A 13,827-nucleotide genomic window follows, 5' to 3' on the forward strand; every position below is an offset into this window, starting at 1 on the left:
GCCCGTGCATGAAAGTGTTTAATGCGATCGCGACAATCCAACCCTCATTGAACGAAGAGGCCTTCTCCCCGACCCATCAAGCGGTGGAGACGCCTCTGGTGGAGGGGGTTGGTGCGCGCAATATGACGCTTCTGCGTGATCACCAGGGACGGGTAGACGTATTTTTGTCGGCGCCACCCGTTACCAGCCTTGTACTCAGTGGGGGTGGCGCCAAGGGCATTGCTTTCTCGGGGGTGGTGCGGGCACTTGAGGATGCTCAGAAGCTGCAAGGTATCCAATCGATCTCCGGTTCATCTGCCGGTGCGATTTCAGCGGCACTGATTGCCAGTGGTATGGGGGCGCAAGCGTTCGACAGGTTGTCGGACAGCATCGATTTGCCCAGCCTGCTGAACAGCAAGGACGTCGTGACGGCCTGGATGCAGGATGCCAGTTCGACACTGGGCAAACTGGTCGGCCGCTTGCCCGGCGCTGCCGGCAATATTTCTCAGTTGCTGATGACCTTGCTGCCGCGCCTGCAGACCGAGGCATTACCGCTTGAAGAAGTGATCCGCAACGAGTCGCGCCAGTCGATTCTGGAGCATATCGCGCAAACCCCTCGGGAAACCCGGCCGGGCGAAGTCATGCACATTGCTGACAAATTGAGTGCCGGTGCCGCCCCTACGTTTGGCGATCTTGACGTGTTGAGCCGGCATATTCCTGCGATCAAGCAGCTCAACATCACCGGCACCGGCATGTTTGCTGGCCGTCCGCAGTTGGTGGTGTTCAATGCCAGCCTGACCCCGCAGATGGATATCGCCCGGGCGGCGCATATTTCCGGCTCGTTGCCGCTGGTGTTCAAAAGCCCGGAGGAGCGGGGGCATGGTTTCCAAACCTCAACTGAAACCACCGCGTTCAAGGACGGCGGCATGCTGCTCAATACACCGGCGCCAGGTGTGGTGGATCGGGCATTTCCCGAGAGTCCCCTGACCAAGTCTGAGTCCTTGATCGTCAAGTTCGAGTCCGACGCGGCTGATGCGCGAACGCGCAGTGGCAGTTTTTTCAGCAGCTTGGCAGACCGCATCACCGGTGTTCCGCATTCGGCTGCGGGAGCCTTTCAGGACAAAAAGCTTGAGGCGTTCGCCGAGCAGATCGTGACATTGCCCCTGAAGACGGAAAAAGGTGATTTTCGAGGCCTGCTCACGGGCACGGTCAACTTCACGATGCAGGATGAGCATAAGCAACATCTGCAGGCGAAGGCGCGCCAGGCGGTAGACGCGCATCTGGAGCGTCGCAGCACCGCGCTTGAGCGCCACTCGTTCCAATCGCTGGATGACGCCGTGTTGGCCATGGACGATGCAATGCTCGCCAGTGTGCAACCAGCGCTGCAAAAAGATCCCGCCGCCGCGGATGTGCTGACGTTTCGCAAGAACGCCCAACAGGCGTTGCACGCCCTGGATGGCGCGATTATCGAAGCCAACCAGGCGAAGGGCGCGCTGGTGTTCACGCCGAAAATCTTATCGGCCCTGCGTAACCTCGACGCTCTGGCCCGGCGTCCCGAGCAAATCGATTGGTTGGGGCGGCGTCTCAATGTCGCCAGTCAGCGCAATTTCCAGCAGTTGTTGCAAGTGGCAACCAAGCAGATCGCGTCGGGCGCCTTGCCAATGTCCAAGGTCATTGGCAGCGCTGTCGCTGAGATGAGCGTGCGTGATATTGCGATGAAAGCTGAAAGCTTCACGCGGGAAGTGATCTACCCTTCGCTGTTTCGGCCGGGCCAGCCCGACGCCAATGTAGAGCTGTTACACCGTGCGGCCCAGGATTTGGCGTGGTCTTCCACGCCCACTGAATTCAACCGAGTGCTCGATACCATCAGCGACCGCTACAAGGCGCGCAACAAACCCTGGGACCGGATGTCCAGTGCCACCACCGTGGAGCAGGCCAAGGCCTGGCGTGTGCAGGTTTAGTTGCCTGGCCACTGAACAGCCATTGCGGCGGCGTGTCGTAGCTACAGGCACCCCTTGGACTCTGGATGATCATGACCACCGACGAAGCAGGCAAAACCCCCAACCTGTCGCAGGAAGAGCAGCACGACGTGGACAAAAACCAGCCGCCCCGTGCGGCGGTGTTGCATGAAATCATCCGCACCCAAGGCGACCAAGAGCTGGAGCGCAGTGTCGCCGCGTTGTGGTGGTCGGCATTGGCTGCCGGGCTGACCATGGGGTTGTCGCTGATGGCGATGGGCTTGCTCAATTCCCGTTTGCCGGAGGGCGAAGCTTTCAAGGTGATCGCCAGCTTCGGTTACTGCGCAGGCTTCCTGGCAGTGATCCTCGCACGCCAGCAATTGTTCACTGAAAATACCCTGACCGCCGTGTTGCCGGTGATGAGCAAACCCACGCTGGGCAACGCGGGGCGACTATTGCGGCTATGGACGGTGGTGCTGGTCGGCAACCTGTGCGGCACCCTGCTGGTAGCCTATGTGATGTTGCACCTGCCGATCTTCGATACCAAGACCGACCTGGCCTTCCTCGAAATCGGTCGCAAGATCATGGAGAACGATACTGGCCAGATGTTCGCCAAAGGCATCATCTCCGGCTGGATGATCGCGACCATGGTGTGGATGATCCCGTCGATGGAAAGCGCCAAGATGTTTATCATCATCTTGATCACTTACCTGATGGCCCTGGGGGATTTCACGCATATCGTGGTGGGTTCGGCGGAGGTGTCGTACCTGGTGTTTGCCGGCGAGCTGGCATGGAAGGACTTCTGGCTGGTGTTCGCCGGCCCGACCTTGGCAGGCAATATCATTGGCGGCAGCTTTATCTTTGCGTTGATCAGTCATGCGCAAATTCGCAGTGAAGGCAGCCTGCCGGACAAGAAAGCTGCGGACCCGAGGCATCCGCAGCAGATCAGCAAGGATCAGTGAGTGTCCGGCGCGGCCTGGGGCTCGTCCCGGGTCACGCGCTTGACCAGTTTGCCGATGCTCAACCCCTGCAACAGGATCGACGAGAGCACCACGATGTAGGTGATGCTCAGCAGCAGGTCACGCTCCGGGCCCAGCGGCAGTGCCAGGGCCAACGCTACCGACACACCACCGCGCAAGCCGCCCCAAGTGAGGATGCGGATGGTGCCGCGTGGCACCGTGCGCCAGCGCCGTAGCAGCAGGATCGCCGGGGCCACCGTCAACAGGCGCGACAGCAGGATCGCCACGGCCAGCAAGCTGGCGGCGAGCACGTGCAGCCAATTGAACGGCAACAACAGCAGTTCCATGCCGATCAGGGCGAACAGTAGGGCGTTGAGCATGTCATCGAGCAACTCCCAGAAACCGTCGAGGTAGCGACGGGTCATGTCGTTCATCGCCAGCTTGCGGCCCAGGTTGCCGATGATCAGGCCGGCTACCACCATCGCAATCGGTGCCGAGACGTGCAGTTCGGTGGCCATCGCCGAGCCGCCGATCACCAGGGCGAGGGTCAGCATCACTTCGATCTGGTGCTGCTCGATGCTCTTGATCATCAGGTAGACCAGGTAGCCGATCAGGCCGCCGAACGCCACGCCGCCGATGGCTTCATGGGCGAATAGCATGGCGGTGGCGCCGACGGTGGGGGTTTCGCCCAGTTGTGCGATGCCCAGCAGTACGGTGAAGACCACGACTGCGGTACCGTCGTTGAAAAGTGATTCACCCACGATGGTGGTTTTCAGTGGTTTCGAAGCATTGGCCGTACGCAATACACCCAGCACGGCAATCGGATCGGTAGGTGAAATCAGCGCGCCGAACAGCAGGCAGTAAAGGAAGCTCACGTGCCAGCCGAACAGGGCAAAGATGTAGTACGCCAGGCTACCGATCACCACCGTCGCGATCAGTACGCCAAAGGTTGCCAGCAGGCCGATGGGCCAGCGATAGCTGCGCAGGTCGTTAAGGTTTACGTGCAAGGCGCCGGCGAACAGCAGGAACGACAGCATCCAGTTCATCAGCAGGTCGCCGAAGTCGATCTGGCCGATCAACTGCTGGATGCGCTCTTCCAGGCCAGGGTAGCCGAGAACGCTCAACCCTTGCAGGATCAGCGAAAACACCAAAGCTGTGACCATCACACCGATAGTGGGCGGCAGGCCGATAAAGCGGAAGTTCACATAGGTGAGCAGGGTGGTGAGGCAGATAAAGGCGGCGACAAGTTCAAGCATCCGGGGTCCTTGGAGTTGGGTGGCAGTGCGTTATTGGGTGGATGGACCGCACCTGTGGCGCGATGTTGCAAGGCATTGGCTAAAACGCCATAGAACCTTTGGGCGAGCCAGGGCTCATAGCGGTGAGTGCGGTTTGGTATTTTTAGTGCTAAAACTCTAATCGCTGTTTAAAACTACAAAAGGAATGTGTGATGACGGTGGCTTTCTGGTGTGTGTTGATCGCAATTTTTCTACCTTACCTGTGCACGGGTGTGGCCAAGTTCAGCGGTGGCAAGTTCGGTCCACGGCAGAACCACGACCCCCGCGCGTTCCTGGACACCCTTGAAGGGTTTGCCAAGCGTGCCCACAGTGCCCAGCTCAACAGTTTTGAAGTCACACCGGCCTTCGCGGCCGCAGTGATCATTGCGCACCTAGCCGGTACGGCCGAATTGGTGACCATCAATGTGCTGGCCGTGCTGTTTATCACCAGCCGCCTGCTGTACATCATCTGCTACCTGGCGGACTGGGCGATGCTGCGGTCGCTGGTGTGGTTCGTGGGGATGGCGTTGATTGCGAGTTTCTTCTTCGTATCGATCTAAAGGTCGAGCGGAGCCCCTATGGGCGCGGGCTATTGTGGCGAGCGGGGCAAGCCCGCTCACCACAATAAACCGAGTTTGGCAGAGCGCTTTCAGCTCCCGACAGGTGCATCCGGCACGTGCGGCAATGCTGTTCCCTTGGGCCACAACATCCAGATCTGCCCCTGCTGCTTCATGTTCCCCGCCAGTTCGCCGGCCGTATCACCGGTACCCCAGAACAAATCCGCACGCACTTCACCCGTGATCGCACCACCGGTGTCCTGTGCGGCGACGGGCCGTATGATCGGTGAACCGTCTGGCTTGGTAGTCGACAGCCACAGCAGGCTGCCCAAAGGAATCACCTTGCGATCCACCGCCACGCTGTAGCCGGCGGTCAGCGGCACGTTCAAGGAGCCGCGCGGGCCTTCGTTGCTGTCGGGACGCGCGCTGAAGAACACATAGCTGGGATTGCTCGCCAGCAGTTCCGGGATACGCTGCGGGTGCGACTTGGCCCAGGCGCTGATGGTACCCATGGTGACGTCTTCTTTGTTCAACTCGCCTTGTTCCACCAGCCAACGGCCGATCGGGCGATAGGGGTAGCCGTTCTGGTCACCATAACCGATGCGCAGTTGGCGCCCTCCGGCCAGTTGGATGCGGCCAGAGCCCTGGATTTGCAGGAATTGCAGGTCCATCGGGTCAGTCAGCCAGGCGATTGGTTTGGCTGTGGAGCCCTGGCCGTTGATGACGCTGGCATCGTCGTAAGGCTTGAGCACGCGACCTTCCAGGCGACCGCGCAGGCGCTTGCCCTTGAGTTCGGGGTAGATACTTTCCAGGTTGACGATAATCAGGTCGTCCGGCACGCCGTATACCGGCACGTTGGCTTTGGCGGTCTTGGTCAGGCTCCCGGGGTAGACCGGTTCGTAGTAGCCGGTGATCAAGCCGTTCGGGGTGTTGTCAGCCGAGCGTAGGCCGAACACATCCAGGCGTTCCTTGAGAAACCCGCGCACCGCCACGGCATTGCTCGGCACTGTCGCGGCTGCCGCACAGGTCGCGCCCCACACCGGGTCGGCCTTGAGGCGCTGGCAGGCGCTGCGCCAGGACTCAAAACCCGCCAGCAGGTCGCTGTCGGACACTGCCGGCAAGGCTTCCCATGGCGCACTCACATAGGTGGCGACAGCGTGGGGTTTCGACGTTTCGTCTTTGGCTGTTTCTTTGCCCGCGTCGCAGCCAGCCAGCAGCGCGATCATCGGCAGGGCCCACGCCAGGCGGCGGCCCCAGGGTTTCAACGTGACATTCATACAAACAATTCCTGAAGCGATTGCCCGCGCCACAGCGCTGTTTGGCAACCCTTATTATTAATAGGGCTATTGGTCTTTACGGGCGGGGCGAGGATACTGGCCGCCGTTTCCCGTGACCTCGAAGCCACCATGACTTTTAAAAAACTGACCGTTGTATTGCTGGCCTGCCTGACACTGTCCGCCTGTGGCGGCGTGGATCCGAATTCGCCGCTGGGCCAGCGCAAGGCGATCTTCAAGCAGATGCTCAAAACCGGCGAAGACCTGGGCGGCATGTTGCGCGGGCGGATCCCATTCGACGGCGCTAAATTTGCCGAAGGCGCAGTCAGGCTGGACGCGTTGTCCCATGAGCCTTGGAAGCATTTTCCGAGCGTGCGCGAAGAAGATCACACCAGTGCCAAGGATGATGTCTGGCAAAAGCAGGCGCAGTTCCAGCAACTGGCCCGCGACCTTGAAGCGGCCACTGGTGAATTGGTGATCGCCAGCCAGGTTCAGCCATACAAAGCGAGCAACCTGGGGCCGGCAGTGCAGATAGTCGAAGATGCCTGCAGCGCATGCCATAAGCAGTTCCGAGACCACTGACCGGTTTTACTGGTCGAGCTCTTCCACCGCGTCCTGCAGTTCTTTGCGGGACTCGGCGAGTTTGTCCTTACGTTTGTTGATCTTGTCCGCGTCACCTTTTTTCATGGCCTTGTCGAGGTCGGCCTGACGGCGGCTGACTTCATGCTTGGCATCAAGCACCTTGTTTTCCCGTTCCTTCTTCAAGGACGCCTCGGTGCAGTTGGCGGTGACTTCGCTCAAGGCTTTTTCCAGACCGGCTTGCTGGGCGCTGTTGCCGTGCGCCTTGGCCTGTTCGATCTGGGTGCTGATGGCTTGGCGCTTGGCGGCGCAACCGGTGAGCTGCGGGGCTTCGTCGGCGGCCAGCAGGGGGGTGGCCATGAAGCTTGCGACGGTCAACAGGGCAAAGGGGGCTAGAAATTTCATGTGGGACTCCAAGGTCGCAATCTGATGGTCGGCTCGGGTTCAAAACCCATCGATGCCGGCCACGCGTAATGTGTCTGCCAAGGCCTGTACTTGCGGGTCGCGGAAAAAGGCGCTCAGTTGCGCCGCGCGGCCCGGGCCGATGCCATCGATGGCCAGCCAGGCCTGGGTGTCTCTGGCGACCAGCGTCTGCCAGTCGCCTTCCAGGTTGTTGCGTGCCGCGGGTGGTACGCCCAAGGCTTTGAGCCATTGTGCAAAGGACCGCTGTCGTGCGCTGTTGAGGCTTTCGAGCACTCGCGTACGGCTGCTATCACCGAAGCCCTCAATGTTAGCAAGCTCTGCCACATCCAGGGTTAACCAATCGAGAAAGCTTGCGATTAGACCGGCCTGGATCAATACGTTCCAAGTCTCGCGACCTATGTGCGGTAACGCCAGGCCCTGATTGCCGCTCAACCAGGTGAGGCGCGCCAGCAGTTGCTCTTCGCAGCCTGGGTCCAGTTGCCAGCAACTCAAGGCATGAAAGTCCCGAGGGTCAGGTGCCGCCAAGTCGGCCCTGTGAGCATTTCGCAGGATGACCTCGTCCAGTCGGGGGATCACCTGGCCCGCAAGGCTGATGGAGACCTGGTCGCCAGGGCGGATATCCAGCGTTTGCCAACGCTTCAATGACCCGGCGCTCACACGACTGATCTGGCGGTCATCCAACTGCACCGGTTCCAGCTCAAGCATGGGTGTGATGCGTCCGGTGCGACCGATCTTGAATCGTACGTTGCGCACCAGCGCCAGGGCCTTGGCCGCCGGATACTTCCAGGCGACCGCCCAATAAGGTTCGCTGGCCTTCCATCGTCTGGCGGGCGGACGCTGTGCCTGGTGCAACACCACCCCATCGCTGGCGAATGGCAGTGGATGGTTGTACCAATAGGCGCGCCAGTGCGTGGCTTCGGCGATATCCCGAATGGGCTGACTGTAGCGTCGGCTGTCGGTAAAACCCCAGCGTGCCAATGCGGCCAAACGCTCGGTAAACGACCCCGGACCCTCGGGCCATGCCCATACGAACAGACCGATGCCGGCGGCGTCGGCGTCGCTCAATTCGAGGCGGTTCATCAGCCCGGCCACCTTGCTGCGGGCATTGAGCCCTCCGTTTGCCGATTGCACGTGGTCGTCGAGGTGCCAATAGAGTTCGCCTTGCAGCACCAGGTCGATGGGCTCCGGCAACTGCTGGACAATGCCGGGGATCCTGCGCGCGGACGCCGACCAGTCGTGGCCCATCAGGCCATCGCCCCGGCTGATGACTTGGCGCAGGCGACCTTGTCGATACACCAGGGTCACCGCCACACCGTCCACCTTGGGTTGAATCCAGACATCCTGGCGTGTGCTCAGCCAGGCGCCGACTGCCTGTTCATCCAGCAGTTTCTCAAGGCCCGTATGGGCAATGGGGTGGCGTAGGGTGCCGCGTGAGCTCGCCAGGGGGTTGTCGGGTTTCGGGGGGGACTCAGGGAAGCACCGGCGCCAGTGGGTCAGACGTTGGTGCGCCTGGTCATAGAGTTCGTCGCTGACGGGGGATTGGTTGAGACGGTGGTAGCTGTCGTCCCAGAGGCGTATCTGTTCGGTCAGTGTGTTGACCTGTGCCCGGGCTGTGTCGGGACACTCTTCGGCCCACCCCCTGAAGGGTAAAATGCTGAGTAAAAGTGCTAGCAGTAAAGGCATCATGAGCATCCTTGCTCGGAAAGGGTGCCCAGCCTAAATGATCCGATCGGCCACAAAAAAGCCCCGACGCTGCGGGGCTTTTTACTGGGTATTTCTATTTACTTGAACAGACCGCCCAGGGCCTTCACGGCGTCTGGTTTATCGGCCTTCGCCTCTTGAGTTTGCTGCTTCGCGTCGGCTTTTGCCTGGGCTTCAGAAAGTTTGTTGCAACCTTTGTTGATCTGGTCTTGCGCGGCTTTGAAGGCCTTCACCTTCAAGGTGTCCTTCTGGGCTTCAGCTGCATCGATCTTGGCTTGCAGATCGGCTGCTTGTTTCTGGCAATCGCCAGCGTTGCCGCCACCCAGTTGGGCGCTCAGGGCACCACTCAATGCGCTCAGGTCGGCGGCGTTTACCGGCAGGGCGAACAGGCTGAAGAGAAGGGCGGCAGGGGCGAGCGTGGAGATGCGCATGAAAAACCTCAATGTTCGATTGCCTGCGCGTTTGTCTGTCTCGGGCTGGCGCAGGGCAATATCCAAATAAGGTAAAGGGCCCGAGAGGGCGCGGATTCTAGAGGGCCATCATTAGGCCTGCAAGGTTTGGATCCAAAAAACGTGAAGATCATCGCGCAATAAAAAGCCCCGCCGGAATAATCCGGCGGGGCTTTTGTGCATCGAGAGCGATTACAGGCCGGCGGCAATCCGCAGGTCGTTGGCGCGGTCGGTTTTTTCCCAGGTGAAGGTGGTGAAGGTGTCGTCGCCGACGGTCTTCTGCGCTGGGGTACGACCGAAGTGGCCGTAGGCTGCGGTTTCCTGGTACATCGGGTGCAGCAGGTCGAGCATGGTGGTGATCGCGTAAGGGCGCAGGTCGAAGATCTCACGCACCAGCTTGACGATCTTGTCATCGCTGATCTTGCCGGTGCCGAAGGTATTCAGCGAGATCGACGTAGGCTGGGCTACGCCGATTGCGTAGGAAACCTGGATCTCACAACGCTCGGCCAGACCGGCCGCGACGATGTTCTTGGCCACGTAGCGACCGGCGTAGGCCGCCGAACGGTCAACCTTGGACGGGTCTTTACCCGAAAACGCACCACCGCCGTGGCGGGCCATGCCACCGTAGCTGTCGACGATGATCTTGCGACCGGTCAGGCCGCAATCGCCCACTGGGCCACCGATGATGAACTGGCCGGTCGGGTTGATGTGGAACTGGGTGTCCTTGCTCAGCAGTTCGGCCGGCAGCACGTGCTTGACGATAAGCTCCATGACGCCTTCGCGCAGGTCGGCGTAGGACACGTCCGGGTTGTGCTGGGTCGACAGCACGACCGCGTCGATACCCACCACCTTGCCGCCTTCGTAACGGCAGGTCACCTGGGACTTGGCGTCCGGACGCAGCCACGGCAGCAGGCCGGATTTACGGGCTTCGGCCTGGCGCTGTACCAATTGGTGCGAGAAAGTGATCGGCGCAGGCATCAGCACGTCGGTTTCGTTGCTGGCGTAGCCGAACATCAGGCCTTGGTCGCCGGCGCCTTGATCTTCAGGCTTGGCACGGTCGACACCCTGGTTGATGTCAGGCGATTGCTTGCCGATGATGTTCATCACGCCGCAGGTCGCGCCGTCGAAGCCGACGTCGGAGCTGTTGTAGCCAATGTCGGTGATCACGTCACGCACCAGCTGTTCCAGGTCAACCCAGGCGGAAGTGGTCACTTCGCCGGCGATGATCGCTACGCCGGTTTTCACCAGGGTCTCGCACGCCACACGGGCGAACTTGTCTTCAGCAATGATGGCGTCCAGCACCGCGTCAGAAATCTGGTCGGCGATTTTGTCCGGATGCCCTTCAGACACGGACTCGGAGGTGAAAAGGGAGTATTCGCTCATCTCGATGTTTTCCTGATATTTACCGATGGTGAGTGTCGCCAGCCGGTCGCTGAAAATGGCGGACCTGGATCTGGAAACCATTACGTAAACCTACATAGAGGCTTTCCCCGGGAACGAGTCCCGCAGCGGTGGCCCAACGGGCCAGATCATCCTGTTCAAAACCCAACCAGAGATCACCGCAGGCCTCCCTGGCCCAATTCTGGTTGTGGCTGCATAAATCCGTAACCAACAGGCTACCGCCGGGGTGCAGCAGCCCGGCCATTTGCTTGAGGGCGTCGGCGGGTGCGGCGAAATGGTGCAAGACCATGTTCAGCACCACGCAGTCGGCCTTTAACGCCGTGCTGTTCAATGCGTCGGCCAGTTGCAGGCTGACATTGCCCAGTGACTCGCGCTCACAAAGCTGACGCGCCAGTTCCAGCATCGCCGGGCTGTTGTCCAAGGCTGTGACTTGCTGAAAGCGCCGCGCCAGCTCCGGCAGGAAACCGCCATCGCCGGGGCCGACTTCCAGTGCCGTGGCCTCTTCACTGAAGCTCAGCTTGTCGAGCAACGCCAATACGCTGTCGCGGTATTGGGCAAGACCGGCAATCAGGTCTTGCTGGGCGCGAAACTTCTCGGCAACCCGTGCGAAAAAATCCTGACTCGCGGCAGCGCGCTGCCCATGGACCTGGCCGATGCGCGACTGTACGTCGCCTGGCAGGCTGAGGTTGTCCACTTCTTCGAGCAGGGCAGCGTGCAGTTTGCCGCCCAGCAGTTCGGTATGGGGCAGCGCACGGCGGTAGAAAATCGCATTGCCTTCACGGCGGGTGGCTACCAGGTCGGCCTGGGCCAGTACCTTCAAGTGGTGACTCATGCCCGATTGGCCGATGGCGAAGATCTGTGCCAGTTCCAGTACGCCGAAGGAATCGTTGGCCAGTGCGCGCAACACGTTCAGACGCAACGGATCGCCAGCGGCCTTGCACAAGGCTGCCAGTTCATCGCCGTCGTCGGGGCGCAGTGAGGGCATAGGTAGATTCATAAGGCCAGCAGTCTAGTGACGGGTGGAGGGCATCGCAAGGTCAATATCAAAAAGTTTTGATATTGATCGATAAGTGGTGGTTATAAGCCGCCGCTATAACTGTTAGACGAACCGGTTAAAGGTTTCTGCAAGGGATTGATGCCCAAAGCACAGGAAAAACGTCCTCAAGTGACTATCTGTCATTGCCCGCAGGCGGTGGCTGAGGGAAAATGCCGGTCCTTTTTTCCGTTTCTTTTCAGCAAACCCAGGAGATCAGCGATGCCCAGCCGTCGTGAGCGTGCCAACGCCATTCGTGCACTCAGCATGGATGCCGTGCAAAAAGCCAACAGCGGCCATCCCGGTGCCCCGATGGGCATGGCGGATATCGCCGAGGTGCTTTGGCGTGACTACCTGAAACACAACCCGAGCAACCCTTCGTTCGCCGACCGTGACCGCTTCGTGCTGTCCAACGGCCATGGCTCGATGCTGATCTACTCGCTGCTGCACCTGACCGGCTACGACGTCACTATCGACGATCTCAAAAGCTTCCGCCAGCTGCACAGCCGCACTCCGGGTCACCCTGAATTCGGCTATACCCCAGGCGTCGAGACCACCACCGGTCCCCTGGGCCAAGGCCTGGCCAATGCCGTTGGTTTTGCGCTGGCCGAGAAAGTCCTGGGCGCGCAGTTCAACCGTACAGGCCACAACATCGTCGACCACCACACCTACGTATTCCTGGGTGATGGCTGCATGATGGAAGGCATTTCCCACGAAGTCGCTTCCCTGGCCGGCACCCTGGGCCTGGGCAAGCTGATTGCCTTCTACGATGACAACGGCATCTCCATCGACGGCGAAGTCGAAGGCTGGTTCACCGATGACACCCCTAAGCGTTTCGAAGCCTACAACTGGCAGGTGATCCGCAACGTCGACGGCCACGATCCGGAAGAAATCAAGACCGCCATCGACACCGCCCGCAAGAGCGCGCAGCCAACCCTGATCTGCTGCAAGACCACCATCGGTTTCGGTTCGCCGAACAAGCAGGGCAAAGAAGACTGCCATGGCGCCCCACTGGGTGACGCGGAAATCGCCCTGACCCGTGAAGCATTGAAGTGGAACCACGGCCCGTTCGAAATTCCGGCCGACATCTACGCCGAATGGGATGCCAAGGAAAAAGGCCTGGCCACCGAAGCCGAGTGGGACCAGCGTTTCGCAGCCTACTCCGCCGAATTCCCTGAGCTGGCCAACGAGCTGGTCCGCCGCCTCGCCGGCGACCTGCCTGCCGACTTCTCGGAAAAAGCCTCGGCCTACATCGCCGAAGTCGCGGCCAAGGGCGAGACCATCGCCAGCCGTAAAGCCAGCCAGAACACCCTGAACGCGTTTGGCCCATTGCTGCCTGAGATCCTCGGCGGTTCGGCCGACCTGGCCGGCTCCAACCTGACACTGTGGAAGGGCTGCAAAGGTGTTTCGGCTGAAGACGCCAGCGGCAACTACATGTACTACGGCGTACGTGAGTTCGGCATGAGCGCCATCATGAACGGCGTGTCCCTGCACGGCGGCCTGGTGCCTTACGGCGCGACCTTCCTGATGTTCATGGAATACGCCCGTAACGCCGTGCGCATGGCTGCGCTGATGAAGAAGCGCGTGATCCACGTGTATACCCACGACTCCATTGGCCTGGGCGAAGACGGCCCTACGCACCAGCCGGTCGAGCAATTGACCAGCCTGCGTACCACGCCAAACCTGGACACCTGGCGCCCAGCCGACGCGGTGGAATCCGCCGTGGCCTGGAAACACGCCATCCAGCGCAAGGACGGCCCTTCGGCGCTGATCTTCTCGCGTCAGAACCTGCAGCACCAAGTGCGTACCGACGCACAGATCGCCGACATCAGCCGTGGCGGCTACGTGCTCAAGGACTGCATCGGCGAGCCGGAGTTGATCCTGATCTCCACGGGTTCCGAGGTGGGCCTGACCGTCCAGGCGTACGACAAGCTGACCGCCCAGGGCCGCAACGTACGCGTTGTGTCCATGCCGTGCACCAGCGTGTTCGAAGCCCAGGACGCCGGCTATAAGCAATCGGTGCTGCCATTGCAGGTCAGTGCGCGTATCGCCATCGAAGCGGCTCACGCCGACTACTGGTACAAGTACGTGGGCCTGGAAGGCCGTGTGATCGGCATGACCACTTACGGTGAGTCGGCGCCGGCGCCAGCATTGTTCGAAGAGTTCGGTTTCACCCTGGAAAACATCCTGGGTCAGGCTGAAGAGCTGCTGGAAGACTAAGCTGTCGATTGAGGTGGCTG

Annotated in this window: 12 protein-coding genes; 5 read left to right on the forward strand and 7 right to left on the reverse strand. The window is 60.5% G+C overall.

Annotated elements, in window-relative coordinates; translation table 11 throughout:
- The first annotated feature begins 8 nt into the window (after positions 1 to 8).
- Together AB4O08_RS14585 and AB4O08_RS14590 are read left to right on the forward strand one after the other, a co-directional pair.
- On the forward strand, positions 9 to 1,940 hold the full coding sequence (locus AB4O08_RS14585) for a patatin-like phospholipase family protein (RefSeq protein ID WP_460114193.1): 1,932 nt from the start codon (positions 9 to 11) through the stop codon (positions 1,938 to 1,940).
- 71 nt (positions 1,941 to 2,011) lie between these two features.
- Positions 2,012 to 2,899: a formate/nitrite transporter family protein gene (locus AB4O08_RS14590; protein ID WP_031291098.1), complete on the forward strand. Its 888-nt coding sequence runs from the start codon at positions 2,012 to 2,014 to the stop codon at positions 2,897 to 2,899.
- Here AB4O08_RS14590 and AB4O08_RS14595 read toward each other — a convergent pair.
- Positions 2,893 to 4,152, reverse strand: a complete 1,260-nt coding sequence (locus AB4O08_RS14595; protein WP_010207169.1) for a cation:proton antiporter — start codon at positions 4,150 to 4,152, stop codon at positions 2,893 to 2,895. The genes AB4O08_RS14590 and AB4O08_RS14595 overlap by 7 nt on opposite strands.
- A 191-nt stretch (positions 4,153 to 4,343) precedes the next feature.
- On the opposite strand from AB4O08_RS14595, the gene AB4O08_RS14600 reads away from it, so the two are divergent.
- On the forward strand, positions 4,344 to 4,730 hold the full coding sequence (locus AB4O08_RS14600) for an MAPEG family protein (RefSeq protein WP_010207167.1): 387 nt from the start codon (positions 4,344 to 4,346) through the stop codon (positions 4,728 to 4,730).
- Positions 4,731 to 4,819: 89 nt separating this feature from the next.
- Here the strand turns inward: AB4O08_RS14600 and mltA are convergent, their stop codons facing one another.
- Positions 4,820 to 6,004 (reverse strand): murein transglycosylase A, encoded by a 1,185-nt coding sequence (mltA, locus tag AB4O08_RS14605; protein WP_045791543.1) that lies wholly within the window; start codon positions 6,002 to 6,004, stop codon positions 4,820 to 4,822.
- A gap of 129 nt (positions 6,005 to 6,133) precedes the next feature.
- Between mltA and AB4O08_RS14610 the strand changes: the two genes are divergently transcribed.
- A complete protein-coding gene (locus AB4O08_RS14610; RefSeq protein WP_460114194.1) occupies positions 6,134 to 6,583 on the forward strand; it encodes a c-type cytochrome in 450 nt (149 codons plus the stop codon).
- Positions 6,584 to 6,589: 6 nt separating this feature from the next.
- Here AB4O08_RS14610 and AB4O08_RS14615 read toward each other — a convergent pair whose 3' ends face one another.
- The 5 genes from AB4O08_RS14615 to AB4O08_RS14635 form a co-directional block, all read right to left on the reverse strand.
- On the reverse strand, positions 6,590 to 6,985 hold the full coding sequence (locus tag AB4O08_RS14615; RefSeq protein ID WP_460114195.1) for a DUF1090 domain-containing protein: 396 nt from the start codon (positions 6,983 to 6,985) through the stop codon (positions 6,590 to 6,592).
- Positions 6,986 to 7,024: 39 nt separating this feature from the next.
- Positions 7,025 to 8,689, reverse strand: a complete 1,665-nt coding sequence (gene ligB / locus AB4O08_RS14620; RefSeq protein ID WP_010207161.1) for an NAD-dependent DNA ligase LigB — start codon at positions 8,687 to 8,689, stop codon at positions 7,025 to 7,027.
- A 95-nt stretch (positions 8,690 to 8,784) separates the two neighbouring features.
- Positions 8,785 to 9,135 (reverse strand): hypothetical protein, encoded by a 351-nt coding sequence (locus tag AB4O08_RS14625; protein ID WP_047542543.1) that lies wholly within the window; start codon positions 9,133 to 9,135, stop codon positions 8,785 to 8,787.
- A gap of 210 nt (positions 9,136 to 9,345) precedes the next feature.
- Positions 9,346 to 10,536, reverse strand: coding sequence for a methionine adenosyltransferase (gene metK / locus AB4O08_RS14630; protein WP_010207159.1), 1,191 nt, complete (start codon positions 10,534 to 10,536; stop codon positions 9,346 to 9,348).
- A gap of 19 nt (positions 10,537 to 10,555) precedes the next feature.
- Complete coding sequence (locus AB4O08_RS14635; RefSeq protein WP_010207158.1) at positions 10,556 to 11,551, reverse strand: ArsR/SmtB family transcription factor; 996 nt, start codon at positions 11,549 to 11,551, stop codon at positions 10,556 to 10,558.
- 258 nt (positions 11,552 to 11,809) lie between these two features.
- Here AB4O08_RS14635 and tkt point away from each other — a divergent pair, with 258 nt between their 5' ends.
- Positions 11,810 to 13,807: a transketolase gene (gene tkt / locus AB4O08_RS14640; RefSeq protein ID WP_010207157.1), complete on the forward strand. Its 1,998-nt coding sequence runs from the start codon at positions 11,810 to 11,812 to the stop codon at positions 13,805 to 13,807.
- The last annotated feature ends 20 nt before the right edge of the window (positions 13,808 to 13,827 follow it).

Source organism: Pseudomonas sp. H3_E07 (assembly GCF_054668895.1).

Bases quoted from the DNA above. Each gene is read 5' to 3' on its own strand.
- AB4O08_RS14625 (WP_047542543.1), bottom strand. From the start codon at position 9,135: ATGCGCATCTCCACGCTCGCCCCTGCCGCCCTTCTCTTCAGCCTGTTC.
- AB4O08_RS14585 (WP_460114193.1), top strand. From the start codon at position 9: ATGAAAGTGTTTAATGCGATCGCGACAATCCAACCCTCATTGAACGAA.
- mltA (WP_045791543.1), bottom strand. From the start codon at position 6,004: ATGAATGTCACGTTGAAACCCTGGGGCCGCCGCCTGGCGTGGGCCCTG.
- metK (WP_010207159.1), bottom strand. From the start codon at position 10,536: ATGAGCGAATACTCCCTTTTCACCTCCGAGTCCGTGTCTGAAGGGCAT.
- AB4O08_RS14600 (WP_010207167.1), top strand. From the start codon at position 4,344: ATGACGGTGGCTTTCTGGTGTGTGTTGATCGCAATTTTTCTACCTTAC.
- ligB (WP_010207161.1), bottom strand. From the start codon at position 8,689: ATGATGCCTTTACTGCTAGCACTTTTACTCAGCATTTTACCCTTCAGG.
- AB4O08_RS14595 (WP_010207169.1), bottom strand. From the start codon at position 4,152: ATGCTTGAACTTGTCGCCGCCTTTATCTGCCTCACCACCCTGCTCACC.
- AB4O08_RS14610 (WP_460114194.1), top strand. From the start codon at position 6,134: ATGACTTTTAAAAAACTGACCGTTGTATTGCTGGCCTGCCTGACACTG.
- AB4O08_RS14615 (WP_460114195.1), bottom strand. From the start codon at position 6,985: ATGAAATTTCTAGCCCCCTTTGCCCTGTTGACCGTCGCAAGCTTCATG.
- AB4O08_RS14590 (WP_031291098.1), top strand. From the start codon at position 2,012: ATGACCACCGACGAAGCAGGCAAAACCCCCAACCTGTCGCAGGAAGAG.
- tkt (WP_010207157.1), top strand. From the start codon at position 11,810: ATGCCCAGCCGTCGTGAGCGTGCCAACGCCATTCGTGCACTCAGCATG.
- AB4O08_RS14635 (WP_010207158.1), bottom strand. From the start codon at position 11,551: ATGAATCTACCTATGCCCTCACTGCGCCCCGACGACGGCGATGAACTG.